The 13,753-nt window shown below is 68.8% G+C and carries 16 protein-coding genes; 12 read left to right on the top strand and 4 right to left on the bottom strand.

The features are described from left to right. From NM1_RS27245 to NM1_RS27225, 5 genes are all read left to right on the top strand, one after another. Nucleotides 1–969, top strand: coding sequence for a carbohydrate ABC transporter permease (locus NM1_RS27245; RefSeq protein ID WP_084520099.1), 969 nt, complete (start codon nt 1–3; stop codon nt 967–969). Between the two features lie 77 nt (nt 970–1,046). Then, a complete protein-coding gene (locus tag NM1_RS27240; protein WP_246011335.1) occupies nt 1,047–1,841 on the top strand; it encodes a carbohydrate ABC transporter permease in 795 nt (264 codons plus the stop codon). A gap of 10 nt (nt 1,842–1,851) precedes the next feature. Continuing rightward, a complete protein-coding gene (locus tag NM1_RS27235) occupies nt 1,852–2,964 on the top strand; it encodes an ABC transporter ATP-binding protein (RefSeq protein WP_068025804.1) in 1,113 nt (370 codons plus the stop codon). 165 nt (nt 2,965–3,129) lie between these two features. Continuing rightward, nucleotides 3,130–3,444, top strand: a complete 315-nt coding sequence (locus tag NM1_RS27230; protein ID WP_068025798.1) for a DMT family transporter — start codon at nt 3,130–3,132, stop codon at nt 3,442–3,444. A gap of 153 nt (nt 3,445–3,597) precedes the next feature. Then, on the top strand, nt 3,598–5,043 hold the full coding sequence (locus tag NM1_RS27225; RefSeq protein WP_246011334.1) for an alpha/beta hydrolase: 1,446 nt from the start codon (nt 3,598–3,600) through the stop codon (nt 5,041–5,043). A 347-nt stretch (nt 5,044–5,390) separates the two neighbouring features. Here NM1_RS27225 and NM1_RS27220 read toward each other — a convergent pair whose 3' ends face one another. Next, nucleotides 5,391–5,888, bottom strand: a complete 498-nt coding sequence (locus tag NM1_RS27220) for an HIT family protein (protein ID WP_068025796.1) — start codon at nt 5,886–5,888, stop codon at nt 5,391–5,393. A 126-nt stretch (nt 5,889–6,014) separates the two neighbouring features. Between NM1_RS27220 and NM1_RS27215 the strand changes: the two genes are divergently transcribed. After that, nucleotides 6,015–6,338 carry a DMT family transporter gene (locus NM1_RS27215; RefSeq protein ID WP_084520096.1) on the top strand — a complete coding sequence of 108 codons (324 nt, stop codon included), beginning with the start codon at nt 6,015–6,017 and terminating at the stop codon, nt 6,336–6,338. After that, nucleotides 6,335–6,892: a TetR/AcrR family transcriptional regulator gene (locus NM1_RS27210; RefSeq protein WP_068025794.1), complete on the top strand. Its 558-nt coding sequence runs from the start codon at nt 6,335–6,337 to the stop codon at nt 6,890–6,892. Before NM1_RS27215 ends, NM1_RS27210 begins: the two co-directional genes overlap by 4 nt. 132 nt (nt 6,893–7,024) lie before the next feature. Here the strand turns inward: NM1_RS27210 and NM1_RS27205 are convergent, their stop codons facing one another. Continuing rightward, nucleotides 7,025–7,744, bottom strand: coding sequence for a haloacid dehalogenase type II (locus NM1_RS27205; RefSeq protein ID WP_068025791.1), 720 nt, complete (start codon nt 7,742–7,744; stop codon nt 7,025–7,027). A 226-nt stretch (nt 7,745–7,970) separates the two neighbouring features. Between NM1_RS27205 and NM1_RS27200 the strand changes: the two genes are divergently transcribed. The 3 genes from NM1_RS27200 (at nt 7,971) to NM1_RS27190 (ending at nt 9,194) form a co-directional block, all read left to right on the top strand. After that, nucleotides 7,971–8,246, top strand: a complete 276-nt coding sequence (locus NM1_RS27200) for a YggT family protein (protein WP_068025788.1) — start codon at nt 7,971–7,973, stop codon at nt 8,244–8,246. 94 nt (nt 8,247–8,340) lie between these two features. Continuing rightward, nucleotides 8,341–8,700 carry a metalloregulator ArsR/SmtB family transcription factor gene (locus NM1_RS27195; RefSeq protein ID WP_068025785.1) on the top strand — a complete coding sequence of 120 codons (360 nt, stop codon included), beginning with the start codon at nt 8,341–8,343 and terminating at the stop codon, nt 8,698–8,700. Continuing rightward, a complete protein-coding gene (locus tag NM1_RS27190; RefSeq protein WP_068025783.1) occupies nt 8,697–9,194 on the top strand; it encodes an SRPBCC family protein in 498 nt (165 codons plus the stop codon). Before NM1_RS27195 ends, NM1_RS27190 begins: the two co-directional genes overlap by 4 nt. A 60-nt stretch (nt 9,195–9,254) precedes the next feature. On the opposite strand, the gene NM1_RS27185 is transcribed toward NM1_RS27190, so the two are convergent. Together NM1_RS27185 and pdxT are read right to left on the bottom strand one after the other, a co-directional pair. After that, nucleotides 9,255–10,007: a YebC/PmpR family DNA-binding transcriptional regulator gene (locus tag NM1_RS27185; protein WP_068025781.1), complete on the bottom strand. Its 753-nt coding sequence runs from the start codon at nt 10,005–10,007 to the stop codon at nt 9,255–9,257. A gap of 115 nt (nt 10,008–10,122) precedes the next feature. Further along, entirely contained in the window at nt 10,123–10,731 is a 609-nt protein-coding gene (gene pdxT, locus NM1_RS27180) for a pyridoxal 5'-phosphate synthase glutaminase subunit PdxT (protein ID WP_068025779.1), read from the bottom strand. Nucleotides 10,732–10,971: 240 nt separating this feature from the next. On the opposite strand from pdxT, the gene NM1_RS27175 reads away from it, so the two are divergent. Further along, nucleotides 10,972–12,657: an APC family permease gene (locus tag NM1_RS27175; protein ID WP_084520108.1), complete on the top strand. Its 1,686-nt coding sequence runs from the start codon at nt 10,972–10,974 to the stop codon at nt 12,655–12,657. 123 nt (nt 12,658–12,780) lie between these two features. After that, the gene (locus NM1_RS27170) at nt 12,781–13,752 is read left to right on the top strand and encodes an Acg family FMN-binding oxidoreductase (protein ID WP_068025776.1); all 972 of its coding nucleotides are present in this window, start codon (nt 12,781–12,783) and stop codon (nt 13,750–13,752) included. Nucleotide 13,753: the final 1 nt, after the last annotated feature.

Raw genomic sequence — 13,753 nt, 5'->3', positions numbered from 1 at the left:
ATGTCCGAGACAACCGCCGCCCCGGCCGTCCTCGCGACGACCGCCGTCGCATCACCGGTGACGAAAACACACAAGCCACACCGGGTCTCGCGCGGCGAGGCCTGGCGCCGGCGCGGCCCGCTGCTACCGGCCCTGATCTTCCTCATCGTGGTCACGCAGGTGCCGTTCGTGTTCACGCTGTACTACTCGACGCAGTCGTGGAACCTCGTGCGGCCCGGCTCCCGGGAGTTCATCGGCCTGCAGAACTACGCGGATGTGTTCCGCGACAGCCAGTTCCGTCAGGTCACGCTCAATACGGTGATCATGATCGTCGGCACGGTGATCGTCGCGGTCGTGCTCGGGCTGCTGCTGGCGCTGCTGCTCGACCGCGCCTTCCTCGGCCGCGGCATCGTCCGCACCCTGTTGATCACCCCGTTCCTGGTGACACCCGTTGCGGCGGCACTGATCTGGAAGACCACGATGCTCGATCCGGTGTTCGGCCTGATCAACTTCGTCCTGCAGCCGTTCGGGGTGGACCGGATCGACTGGGTGAGCAGGTATCCGCTCCCCGCGGTCATGGCCGACCTGGTGTGGCAGTGGACGCCGTTCATGATGCTGCTGATCCTGGCGGGGCTGCAGTCGATGCCGCGCGATGTCGTCGAGGCCGCCCGCGTGGACGGCGCCAACTCGCTGCAGATCTTCCGCGAGCTCACGCTGCCGCATCTGCGCCGGTTCATCGAGCTCGGCGCCGTACTGGGCGCGATCTACCTGATCAACACCTTCGACGCGGTGTACATGATGACCTCGGGCGGGCCGGGCATCGCCAGCTCGAACCTGCCCTTCTACATCTATCAGCGCGCCTTCCTCGGCTTCGACATCGGCCAGGCCGCCGCCATGGGCGTGGTCACCGTCATCGCCACCACCGTCGTCGCGACCTTCGCGCTGCGACTGCTGTTCAAATCCTTCACCGGGAAAGAGGAGGCGGCCTGATGACAACCACCGCTCCCACCATCGAAACCGCTGCCGCACAGCAGATTCCGGCGCGCAGGCGGCGCTGGGGCGTCGGCATGCTCTGGGGTGTGCTGGCGTGGGTGGTCGGCATCGGGATGTTCTTCCCGGTGCTGTGGATGGTGCTCACGGCGTTCAAACAGGAGGGCGACGCCTACACCGATCCGCCCAAGCTGTTCTTCACGCCCACCCTCGACCAGTTCTCCGCCGTCCTCGACAGCGGCATCGGCACGGCGCTGCTGAACTCCACCTTCGCCACGGCGATGTCCACGATTCTGGTGCTGGCCCTGGGCATTCCGGCCGCGTTCGCGCTGTCCCTGCGCCCGGTGCGCAACACCCGCGACGCCATGATGTTCTTCATCGGCACCAAGATGCTGCCCATCGTGGCCGCCATCGTCCCGCTGTATGTGATCGTCGGCGATATCGGCCTGCTGGACAACATCTGGGCGCTGGTGGTGCTCTACACCGCCATGAACCTGCCGATCGCGGTGTGGATGATGCGCTCGTTCTTCCTGGAGGTCCCGGGTGAGCTGCTGGAGGCCGCGAGTATGGACGGTGCGAGCCTGTGGACCGCGGTGCGCGAGGTGATCCTGCCGCTGATCTCCCCCGGGATCGCCGCGACGGCGCTGATCTGCGTCATCTTCTCCTGGAACGAATTCTTCTTCGCCGTGAACCTGACCGCCGTGCAGGCCCAGACGATGCCGGTGTTCCTCGTCGGCTTCATCACCGGCGAGGGACTGTACTGGGCGCGGCTGTCGGCCGCGGCCGTCCTCGCCGCCCTCCCCGTCGTCCTCGCCGGGTGGCTCGCGCAGAACAAGCTCGTGCGCGGCCTGTCCTTCGGTGCCATCAAGTAAGGAAAAGACCGTGGCCACAATTCATTACGATCAAGCCTCCTGCGTCTACGCCGGTGCCGACACCCTCGCCGTCGACGCGCTCGATCTCGATATCGACGACGGGGAGTTCATCGTCCTGGTCGGTCCCTCCGGTTCGGGCAAGTCCACCGCGCTGCGCATGCTGGCCGGGCTGGAGGAGATCGACGCGGGATCGATCCGCATCGACGGCCGGGACATGGTCGGGGTGCCGTCGAAGGATCGCGATATCGCCATGGTGTTCCAGAACTATGCGCTGTATCCGAACAAGACCGTCGGCGAGAACATGGGTTTCGCGCTGAAGATGATGAAAGTCCCTGTCGCCGAACGCAAGAAGCGGGTCGCCGCGGCCGCCGAGCTACTCGGTCTGACGCCCTTCCTGGACCGCAGGCCGGCGAAACTGTCGGGCGGGCAACGCCAGCGGGTGGCCATGGGCCGCGCCATCGTGCGCGAGCCGCGGGTGTTCTGCATGGACGAGCCGCTGAGCAATCTCGACGCCAAGCTGCGCGTGCAGACCCGCACCCAGATCGCGGCCCTGCAGCGGCGGCTGGGCACCACCACCGTGTACGTCACCCACGACCAGGTCGAGGCCATGACCATGGGCGACCGGGTGGCGGTGCTGCGCGACGGGCGGCTGCAGCAGTTCAGCACACCGGCCGAGCTCTACGATCGGCCCGCCAACGCGTTCGTGGCCGGATTCATCGGGTCGCCGTCGATGAATCTGTGCACGGTGCCGGTCGTCACCGGCGGGGTCGACCTGGCGGGCAGCACGGTGGAGTTGCCGCGGGAGCGGATGACCACGATCGCGGCGGCGGGGCTGGACCGGGTGACCGTCGGTATCCGCCCCGAACATCTCGAGTTGCGCCGCGACGGGACCGGCTTCGCCGTCACCGTGGAACTGGTGGAGGAACTGGGCAGCGAATCGTTCGTCTACAGCCGCCTACCCGAGGCCGCGGGTTCCGCCCTCGACGGCGATTCGCCGACGCTGGTGGCCCGCTCCCCGCACCGCGCCCCGGCCCGGCTCGCCGAAACCGTCACCCTGCGGGTCACCGACCCTGCGGCGGTGCATGTGTTCGACCCCGTGACCGGGGATCGAGTCGGCGGATGAGCCGTCGGGCGCATCGGTGACCGGGAGTGGACCGCGGGCGAGCCAGCGATGAGGGCCGGCCCGCCCGCGGTCTGCGTCCGGCATGGTTGCGTGCGGCCGAGGCTAATGCTCGGCGATGTATCCAAATCCCAGGTGGCGACCATGTAGTCGCCTACGGTGGCTGCCATGACCTGGATTCTGCTCGTCGTATCGGGATTCATGGAAACCGCGTGGGCGATCGCGCTGGAGCGGTCGCACGGGTTCAGCAAACCGCTGCCGACCGTCATCTTCGTGATCACGCTGGCGCTCAGCATGGGCGGACTGGGGCTGGCCCTGCACAAGACTCCGGTGGGCACCGGGTATGCGGTGTGGGTCGGCATCGGCGCGGTCGGCACCGCGCTGGTGGGGATGATCTGGCTCGGGGAATCCACCTCCCTCCCCCGCATCCTGTGCCTGCTGCTGATCATCGCGGGCGTGGTGGGACTGAAGATCTTCCACTGACAGCCTGGCCCACCAGCCATCTCCGACAGCTGCCCCAATCTGTCATTTCCGGCACGCTTTTGGCCGGAATCCACCACTTCCAGCAGATTCCCACCCGATCCACAGCAGATCTCGAGGAAGCGCGTCCACAGTGGCGCCGTGCTCCCTGCGCCGATGGATGTGCCGACCGCACCCGCACCACCCGCCACCGCGCCGCCTCCCCCACCGCTGCCGTCGGCGAATCTCCACCCCTACAACGATTTTCACCACGGAATGTCGCTGCTGCACGGTTGGCTGCCGACGACGATCGAGCTGGTCGCGCTGACGCTGCTGGTTATCGCGGTGATCCGGCGCACCCGGCACTGGTGGCTGATCTGGATGCCCCTGTGCGCCATCGTCGGCGGCGCCGCGGCGCTCGCCGCGTGGTCCTACGTGAACGATCAAGGGCTCGCATCGGATCCGGCACCCGGCCTGCTCTGGGTATGTGTCGGCGCGACCGGGGGCGCACTCGCCGTCGCGGTGTTCGGCTGGCCGGGCGCGCGGTGGTGGCGGCGCGCGGTGGCCGTGGCGGCCGTCCCGCCGGCGCTGCTCAGCACCGGCGTGGTGCTCAACCAGTGGGTCGGCTACTACCCGACCGCGCAGGGGGCGTGGAATGCGCTGACGGCCGGTCCGCTACCCCATCAGACCAGCCTCGACGCGCTGCCCGGAATGCGAAATTCGCACCCCGCGACCGGAGTTGTGGTCCCGGTGCGAATTCCCGACTCCGCCAGCGGCTTCCGGCATCGCACCGAATACGTGTACCTCCCGCCCGCATGGTTCGCCGGTGAGCGTCCGCCGAGCCTGCCGGCGGTCATGATGATCGGCGGCGAATTCAACACCCCCGGCGACTGGTTGCGCAGCGGCCGGATCATGCCGGTGCTGGACCAATTCACCGCCACCCACGACGGACAGGCGCCGATCCTGGTGTTCGCCGATTCCAGCGGCAGTTTCAACAACGACACCGAATGCGTCGACGGCCCGCGCGGCAATGCCGCCGACCACCTCACCGAAGACGTTGTGCCGTATGTGGAGTCGACGTTCGACGCCTCGGCCGATCCGGCGCGCTGGGCCGCGGTCGGGTGGTCGATGGGCGGCACCTGCGCGATCGACCTGACCGTCATGCATCCGGAGCTGTGGCACACCTTCGCCGATATCGCCGGGGACCTCGGCCCGGCCTCCGGCACGAAAGAGCAGACCGTGCAGCGTCTCTACGGCGGGGATCCCGCACGGTGGGACCGGTTCGACCCGCTCACGGTCATGTCCCGGCACGGGCCGTACACCGGTGTGGCGGGACTGTTCGACGACCTCACGCCGCCTCACAGACCGGGCAATCCGGCCCCGCACGAGGGACCGCCCGTGGACGACGACGCGGTCGGTCTGGGCGGGCGCGACGGCGCCGCCGACCCCGGCGAGGTCGGCGCCGCCGAAAAGCTGTGCGCGCGTGGGCGCGAGGTCGGCATCGACTGCACCGTGCACACCACAGAAGGCGGGCATACCTGGCAATTCGCCGCCGCCGCATTCGCCTCGTCGCTTCCGTGGGTGGCGGCGCGGGTCGGCATACCGGCGCCGACCCTCGAGTGAGGAGCGGCCTCGCTGTCGGACGCTCTATTCCGTTGCAGAGGAAGGATCTCGAATCCCGCTGAGCGGGATCAGTTCGAGGTGGTCCGAGACCGGCGCGGATCGCGCGCAGGCGCCGCGGGCCGCGATCACGCTCACCCCGCCTCCGTGCGCGGCCAGCCACCTGCCGCACACACAACGCAGATAACGCACCGAACCGTGCGAGGACACATGCATCGGCGACGGCCAGGAGCAAGACGGGCAAGCGACGGACATACCAGCCCACCCTGCGCACCGAGCGACCGATTTGCAATCACCTCGGCGGCGTGGCGTCCGAAGTCGCAGCGAACGCCCCTGGGCCTGCGGCACATTCACGCGATCTCGGCGAGGGCCGCGCGGAGTTCGTGCGCCAGCTCGTCCGCCTGTTCCTGCGACCATGGCAGCACACCGTTCTCCGCCATCAGCGCCTGGAGTTGCTGCTCCCGGTACGGCACACCCGGCGGCAGCGGGGCGATATGCCAGTGCAGATGCGAATTGCCCTGGTGGCTGCCCAGACTCAGCACGTAGGTCCGTTCGGACGGCACCACCGACTCGACCGCGAGGGCGACGCGGCGGACCAGTGCCATCAAGAACAGGTACTCGTCCTCGGCGAAATCGCGCACCACATGCTCGCGGTGCGACCTCGGCGCTACCAGCACGTGCCCGAGCAGCGTCGGGTACCGGCACAGGAAGGCGAGGTTCTCGCCGTCGTCCGCGATGATCCGCTCGAGTGTGGAGTCGTGCTCACCGGCCACGATCGCGCAGATGAAGCACGGGCTCGACCGCACCCGGCGCTCGTAGTCGTCGACATCGAACGAAATTCGGTCCATTCCGCGATCATGCCGCAGGTCGTCGGCGGCCCGCGCCCGAAAGTGGTTGCCCCTCCGGCAAACCCGTCGCACGCCCGACCCTAGTGTACGTTTGTACATGTACATCTGCACACTAGAGGATGGGCCGTGGGATATCTACTTCTTGCCGGTGCGATCGTGGTCGAGGTGATCGCGACCAGCCTGATGAAGAGCACCGAGGGGTTCACCCGGCTGTGGCCGACGCTGGCGGTCCTGGCCGGTTACACCGTCTCGTTCACGCTGCTCGCGCAGGCGCTGACTCGGGGGCTCCAGGTGGGCGTCGCGTACGCGGTGTGGTCGGCCGTGGGGACCGCGGCGATCGTCGCGGTGGGCGTGATGTTTCTGCGAGAGCCGTTGTCGGCGGCCAAGATTGCGGGTGTCGCGCTGGTCGTGGCGGGGGTCGTGACATTGAATCTGGCGGGTGCCCATTGACCCGCGCACGGCGGGCCGCCCGCGATCCGGAGGGACGTCGGCGCGCCATTATCGAGGCCGCGGTGCAGGTCATCGCCGAGCGAGGCGTCGCCGGGGTCACCCACCGGCGGGTCGCCGAGGTAGCCCAGGTGCCGGTCGGGTCGACCACCTACTACTTCAAGGATCTGGACGAACTCGTCCGGCTCGGCCTGCGGCACGCCGCGTTCGCCTCGGTTCGCGCACTGCAGCAATGGGATCAAGCCCTCGCCACGAGCGACGACCTCTCGGCCACGCTGGCCGGATTCGTCTCCGAAACCGTCGCCGAGGTCGACCGCGGCCGCAGCCTCAACGAGCTCTACGCCGCGGCGGCGCACCGCCCCGAACTGCGGCCGATGGCGCGGGAGTGGTCCGACGGCCTGGTCGACATCCTGACTCCTCGGATCGGCCCCCGCGCGGCGCGTGCGGTCACCGTCTACCTGGACGGCATCCTGTTGCACGCCTTGATCAACGACGAGCCGGTGGACGTCCACACGCTGTCTGCCGGTGTGTCGGCACTGACCGCCCTGAGCGACTGATCGGCACCGCCCCCTCGGGACGGCACGCGCGCACCGGCAGGTTCGGTGAAACCGGCAGTGACCCGCCGGACACATCTTCGCAAGCCGGTCGGTGCCGACGCCTCGCGGTGTCTTGACCTGGCGTGGATCGGCTCAGCAGCCCAGCAGATCGGCTAGCTCGAAGAAGCTCGCGGCGGTCAGATCGCTGCGGGTTTCCTCCGGGCGGTCGGCCTTGCGGTGCGGGCCCTTCTCGTCCGGGCGTTCGAGGAAAGCGGTGCGCAGGCCGGCGGCGCGGGCGCCGTCGATATCCCAGGTGTGCGCCGCGACCATCAGCACCCGGCCGGGATCGACATCGAGCAGGCTCGCGGCGGTGCGGTATACCTCCGGCGCCGGTTTGTAGGTGCGCGCGAGTTCCGCGGAGACGAGGCAGTCGAAGGGCAAACCCTCGTTCTTGATCATGCGGGTGAGCAGTGCGAACCCGCCGTTGGACAGCGCGGCCAGAGTGTAGCGCTCGCGCAGGCGGCCCAGACCCGCGAACGCGTCGGGCCAGGCGGGCAGCAGGTGCCAGGCGAGCACCAGCCGGGCGCGCGCGGCCTCGTCCAGTACCACCCCGTGACGGTCGAGCAGGACGTCCAGCGATTCGCGATGCAGGGTGTCGAGGTAGGCCCACGATCGCTCGCCGTCCCGAACTCGTTGCATCGCAGGCAGATACATGTCCCGCCACTCGTTGGCGAAGACACCCGCGTCCAGATCGACACCCGCCGAACGGAATTCGGCAGCCGCCTGCTCGCTGACGCCGGTGAACCAGTCCACCGTCGTTCCGAAGATGTCACAGGCCACCACTTGGACGCTGTCGCTGTCGAATTCGGTCATGGAGCATCTCCTTCGAATCGTCCGGCACGTCGGCGAGCGGACCCGAGGCAGCCGTGCGAACGGGACACGCCCACCAACGATTCTGCGCCCCCGCACCCGGCACCCACCACCCCCGCGATCGAGACGGCACGCGCGGCGGGTCCGGGGCACTTTCTCCCGCGGTGGAACGTTGATACTGGTAGGACGATGCGCCCCGGGCCATGGGGCCGGTTGGGAAGGTGACGGCATGAGTCTCATCGGGACCCTGCTCGGCTGGATCTTGACGATTTTTCTGCTCCTGCTCATCGCTCGGCTGGTCGTGGACTGGGCGGAGATGCTGGGCAACAGCCCCAGGTGGCTGTGGAAGGTCCGCAGGTTCACCCACGCGGCGACCGAGCCCGTGATCGCGCCGGTGCGGCGCGTGCTGAAACCGGTCCGGATCGGAAATGTCGGGCTCGACCTGGCCTTCACCGCGGTGTTCATCGCCGTCCTGATCCTGCGATCGATCGCCTTCAGCCTCTGATACGACCGGTGGGACCGCCCGCGACGGAACTACAGGCCCGCGGGCGGCGACCCGACTCTGGACAAACGCGTAACTAGGTCGTTACGCTTTCCGTGTGGACGATGTGGCGGGCGCGATCGCCGATCCGGTCCGGCGAGAGATCCTCGAGATGTTGCGCGGGGCGCAGCTCACCGCGGGCGCGATCGCTGCGGAGTTCAGCATCAGCAGACCCGCCGTCAGCCGGCACCTGCGCGTGCTCCGTGAGAGCGGGTTGGTGCGGGACGAGCTCGTGGGAAGACAGCGGTACTACCGCCTGAACATCGAGCCCCTGCGCGAAATCGCCTCGTGGCTGGCGCTGTTCGACCGCGCCGACACCTGGGAGCACCACCTCGACGCCTTGGCGACCGAGGTCTACCGGACGCGTCGCGAACGTCGCGCCCCGGATCCGCACAGCACAAGGGAGAACACGGCATGACCACCCCACCCACCGGCCGCCTCACCACCACCGCCACCGGCCGCGACCTCACCCTCAGCAGGACCTTCCGGGCACCGATCGACGACGTCTGGGCCAGCGTCACCGAATCCGACCGCACCGCACGCTGGTTCGGTCCGTGGGAAGGCGAGGGCGGACCGGGCCGGAACATCAAGATCCAGTTGGCCCTGGAGGACGGCATGCCCTGGACCGAGGCGCATATCGACGCCTGTGAGCCGCCGCGGCACCTGGCCATCACGACCATCGACGAGCACGGCACCTGGCGGCTGGAGCTGCACCTGTCCGAGCGGGCCGGAACCACGGAGCTACTGCTCACCCACCACCTGGAACCGGGCGACGACATGTCCGGCGTCGGCCCCGGCTGGGAGTACTACCTCGACGCACTGGTGGCCGCACGGACCGACAGCGAACTCCCGGACTTCGACGACTACTACCCGGCGATGAAGGCGTACTACGAGGAGCTGGCGGCGCAGTAGGGATGGATCCCGAAACAACGAAGGGCCGCCCCTGTCCGAGGCGGCCCTTCGTTGCGTGGACTATGCGTCGAGCTCGGCGAGGATCTCGTCGGAGACGTCTACGTTGGTGTACACGTTCTGCACGTCGTCGCTGTCTTCCAGCGCGTCGACCAGCTTGAACACCTTGCGGGCGCCGTCGGCGTCGACCGCGACAGTGGTCGAGGGCTGGAAGCCGGAGTCGGCCGACTCGTAGTCGATCCCGGCGGACTGCAGCGCGGTGCGCACCGCGACGAGATCGCCCGGCTCGCTGATGATCTCGAACGACTCGCCGAGATCGTTGACCTCTTCGGCACCGGCGTCGAGCACCGCGACCAGCACGTCGTCCTCGGACAGACCGTTCTTCTCGAGGATGACCACGCCCTTGCGGCTGAACAGGTAGGACACCGATCCCGGATCGGCCATGTTCCCGCCGTTGCGCGTCATCGCGACGCGCACCTCGCCCGCGGCCCGGTTCCGGTTGTCGGTGAGGCATTCGACCAGCACCGCGACGCCGTTGGGCCCGTAGCCCTCGTACATGATGGTCTGCCAGTCGGCGCCACCGGCCTCTTCACCGCCGCCGCGCTTGCGGGCCCGCTCGATATTGTCCAGCGGCACCGAGTTCTTCTTCGCCTTGGTGATGGCGTCGTACAGCGTCGGGTTGCCTTCCGGGTCACCACCGCCGGTCCGGGCCGCCACCTCGATGTTCTTGATCAGCTTCGCGAACAGTTTGCCGCGCTTGGCATCGAGGGCGGCTTTCTTGTGCTTGGTGGTGGCCCATTTGGAGTGGCCGCTCATTCCCTACTTCCTTCAGGTCGATGTGCTCGGGTCGAGGCAGTAAAACTGCATCAGTCTACTGCCCCGCCCGCCTGTCTCAACTGGACGGTTGCGGCGTCTGTGCGCCACGGACCGGTCACACTGTGGCGCGCTCCCGCACCGAGTCGACGAACATCCGGTGCACCCGCAGATCGCCGGTCACCTCCGGGTGGAACGAGGTCGCCACGACGCCGCCCTGACGCACCGCGACGATCCGTCCTTGCGCCGGACCAGACGGTACCTGCGCCAGCACCTCGACGCCGTCGCCGACACGCTCGACCCACGGGGCGCGGATGAACACCGCGCGCATCGGGCCGTCGTCGATACCGGCGAAATCCAGATCGGTCTCGAAGGAGTCGACCTGCCGCCCGAAAGCATTGCGCCGCACGGTCATATCGATGCCCGACAGCGACCGGGCGTCGGGCCGGGTGTCGAGCACCTCGGCGGCCAGCAGGATCATCCCCGCGCACGAACCGAATGCGGGCATGCCGTCGCGCAGCCGCTGCCGCAGCGGTTCCAGCAGGCCGAACACCTCCAGCAGCTTGCTGATGGCGGTGGACTCGCCGCCGGGCAGCACCAGCGCGTCGACGGCGGCCAGCTCGGACTCCCGGCGCACGTTCACCGGATCGGCGCCGCAGGCCTCGAGCGCGTGGAAATGCTCGCGGACATCGCCCTGCAACGCCAGCACACCAATCGTCGGTCTCACGACTCGAGCATACGTTTCCGCGGCTACCGCCCTGTTCGCGGCCGCCGCGGGTGTGGGCCTGCTCACCCGCCCGTCAAGGTTCCGCAAGGAAGCTGTTCGGTCGTCCAGCACGAGGGGAACACTCGCGCTGTGACTGAAGTACTGCCGAAACCCGAGCCCGCGCCCGCGGCCACTCGCCCCGCGGCCCCGCGGCGCGGGCTCACTGTTTCCACCGGCCTGGCCGGACTGTCCCTCGACGCGATGGCGTCGGTGTCCTACGGTCCCGAGGCGATCGTGCTCGTGCTGGCCGCCGCGGGCAGCGCGGGTCTCGGCATGACGCTGCCGGTGACCCTGGCGATCGTCGTGCTGCTCGCCGTCCTCATCGCCTCCTATCGCCAGGTGATCGCCGCCTTCCCCGACGGCGGCGGCGCCTACGCGGTGGCGAAGAAGCACCTCGGGCATCGCACCAGCCTGGTGGCCGCGGCCTCGCTGATCGTGGACTACGTGCTCAATGTCGCGGTGTCGCTCGCGGCCGGCACCGCCGCACTGACCTCGGCATTCCCGCAACTGCTGCCGTACACGGTGTGGATCTGCCTGGCGGTGCTGGCCGGTGTCACGGCGTTGAATCTGGCCGGGATCCGGGAGAGCGCGCGGGCGTTCATGGCCCCGACCATGCTGTTCGTGGTCGGCATCCTGGTCGTGATCGTGGCCGGACTGCTGCGGTCGGAGCCCGCGCTCACCGAGACCGGGGCGGCCGTCGCCACCGACAGCCGCACCATCGGAATCCTGTTGCTGCTCAAGGCCTTTTCCAGCGGGTGCGCCGCGCTGACCGGCGTGGAGGCGATCGCGAACGCGGTCCCCAGCTTCGAGCAGCCGCGGGTGCGCCGGGCGCAGCGCGCCGAGGTGGCGCTGGGTGCGCTGCTGGGCGTGATGCTCATCGGCCTGGCGACGCTGATCGGCAAGTTCTCCGTGCACCCGATCGAGGGCACCACGGTGCTGTCGCAGCTGACCGAGGCGGCCCTCGGCCACGGAATCGGTTACTACGTCGTGCAATTCGCCACCGTGGCGCTGCTGGCGCTGGCGGCCAACACCTCCTACGGCGGCCTGCCGACGCTGACCAAGATCCTCGCCGACGACAACTGCCTGCCGCACCGGTTCGCCGTCGCCACCCCGCGGCAGGTGTACCGCTACGGCGTTCTGACACTGGGCATTTCGGCGGCCGTGCTGCTGATCGCCTCGGGCGGCAATATGAACGCGCTGGTGCCGCTGTTCGCGATCGGCGTCTTCGTCGGGTTCACCATCGCCCAGGTCGGCATGGTGGTGCACTGGCGCCGGAACGGTGTCGGCGGTTGGCGATTGGCGCTCAACGGATTCGGTGCGCTGCTGACCTTCGTCGCGGCGATCGTGACCACCGCGATGAAATTCACCGAGGGCGCCTGGCTGATCGTGCTGGTGCTGCCGCTGCTGGTGCTGGGCATGGAACGGATTCGGCGCACCTATCGCAAGATCGATAATCGGCGCGGTACCGGCTGCGTGCCCGCCCGGCCGCAGCCGACCGGGACCGTGATCGTGGTGCCGGTGTCGGAGGTGTCCGAGCTCAGCCGCGAGGCGCTGTCGGCGGCCCTGTCGCTGGGCCACGACGTGGTCGCGGTGCACGTATGCCTGCCCGAGGAGAACACCACGGTATTCACCAAGGCCTGGGAGGCCTGGCATCCGGAGGTGCCGCTGGAGATCATCGACGCCGGTGACTGCGAGGTCGGCGGCCCGGTGGCCCGCTACGTGCGCGACAACTTCGACGGGCGGCGCAAGGTGGTGCTGATCGCCGAGGTGGATCCCCCGACCGGCTGGGACCGGCTGCTGCCCAGTCATCGCAGCGACGAACTCGAGCGGCAGCTGCGGCGCCTGCCCGATACGGTGGTGTGCCACTTGCGCGTTCAGACGGCGTAAGCGCCTGCGGGGCCGGGCCCACCGGCCCCGGTTTTCGGGACCTTCCTCCCACTGCCGTCCGGCAACTGTCCAGGCAATCTGACGGAGGCAGATACATTTCGATATGGAAGGACCCGCCGACGCATGGCCCGCACCCGGCCTGACGCCGACACCATCGAGGTCGCCCTCGGCATGGCTGTCCGCGCGCCCTCGGTACACAACACCCAGCCGTGGCGATGGCGGGTCACCGGCGACCACATCGAGCTCTGGGCCGATGTGGACAGGCATCTGCCGTGCACCGATCCGCAGCAGCGCGCGCTGGTGGTGAGCTGTGGCGCGGCCCTGCATCACCTGCGCGTGGCCCTCGCCGGTCTGGGCTGGGCGCCGACGGTGACCCGGCTGCCCGATCCGGAGCGCCCCGACCTGCTGGCGGTCGTCGAGACGACACCGCACCAGCCGACGGACACCGATATCGAGATGACCGCCGCGATCCTGCTGCGGCAGAGCGATCGCCGCCGATACGCCGACTGGCAGGTGCCGCCGGGTTACCTCCGGACGGTGTCCGCCCAGGCCAACCGATTCGGCGCCGCAGTCCGGCATGTGCCCCGCGGCCTGCGGACGCTGCTGGCCGGACCGATGCGTTGCGCCACGGACCGCCACGCCGACGATCCGGACTATCTCCGGGAACTCACGGCGTGGAGCGGACGGCACGGCACACCGGACGGTGTACCGGCCCGCAATACGCCGCCACCGCGTCTCTCCGACGAGATCCCGAGCCGCCCGTTCGCCGACCCGATCCTGCACGACGCCGATGCCACCTCCGACGGGGCGGAATGGCTGGTGGTGTGCACCGCCGCCGACGGTCGGCGCTTCCAGCTCTCCGCGGGCGAGGCGACCAGCGCACTGCTGCTCACCGCGACCGATCTCGGCCTGTCCACGTGCGTTCAAACCGAACCACTCGGTATGCAGGATCTCCGGCACGAGATCCGGCGCGCGGTCCTGCACGATTGTGCGTTCGCGCAGACGATGGTGCGGATCGGCTGGGTTCCGGCCAACACTCCCCCGCTGCCCACCACTCCGCGCCGGGCGATCGGCGAGATCCTCGACGAGGGCTGAA

Origin of the sequence: Nocardia mexicana NBRC 108244, from assembly GCF_001613165.1 — a bacterium.
GTDB lineage: Bacteria > Actinomycetota > Actinomycetes > Mycobacteriales > Mycobacteriaceae > Nocardia > Nocardia mexicana.
Note: the sequence above shows the minus strand (reverse complement) of the source record. Positions and strands in the feature narration are given on the sequence as shown.

What these genes read in the sequence shown, in the direction of transcription:
- NM1_RS27245 (WP_084520099.1), top strand. Translation starts at nt 1, where the DNA reads ATGTCCGAGACAACCGCCGCCCCGGCCGTCCTCGCGACGACCGCCGTC.
- NM1_RS27240 (WP_246011335.1), top strand. Translation starts at nt 1,047, where the DNA reads ATGCTCTGGGGTGTGCTGGCGTGGGTGGTCGGCATCGGGATGTTCTTC.
- NM1_RS27230 (WP_068025798.1), top strand. Translation starts at nt 3,130, where the DNA reads ATGACCTGGATTCTGCTCGTCGTATCGGGATTCATGGAAACCGCGTGG.
- NM1_RS27225 (WP_246011334.1), top strand. Translation starts at nt 3,598, where the DNA reads ATGGATGTGCCGACCGCACCCGCACCACCCGCCACCGCGCCGCCTCCC.
- NM1_RS27220 (WP_068025796.1), bottom strand. Translation starts at nt 5,888, where the DNA reads ATGGACCGAATTTCGTTCGATGTCGACGACTACGAGCGCCGGGTGCGG.
- NM1_RS27205 (WP_068025791.1), bottom strand. Translation starts at nt 7,744, where the DNA reads ATGACCGAATTCGACAGCGACAGCGTCCAAGTGGTGGCCTGTGACATC.
- NM1_RS27200 (WP_068025788.1), top strand. Translation starts at nt 7,971, where the DNA reads ATGAGTCTCATCGGGACCCTGCTCGGCTGGATCTTGACGATTTTTCTG.
- NM1_RS27190 (WP_068025783.1), top strand. Translation starts at nt 8,697, where the DNA reads ATGACCACCCCACCCACCGGCCGCCTCACCACCACCGCCACCGGCCGC.
- NM1_RS27185 (WP_068025781.1), bottom strand. Translation starts at nt 10,007, where the DNA reads ATGAGCGGCCACTCCAAATGGGCCACCACCAAGCACAAGAAAGCCGCC.
- NM1_RS27175 (WP_084520108.1), top strand. Translation starts at nt 10,972, where the DNA reads ATGGCGTCGGTGTCCTACGGTCCCGAGGCGATCGTGCTCGTGCTGGCC.
- NM1_RS27170 (WP_068025776.1), top strand. Translation starts at nt 12,781, where the DNA reads ATGGCCCGCACCCGGCCTGACGCCGACACCATCGAGGTCGCCCTCGGC.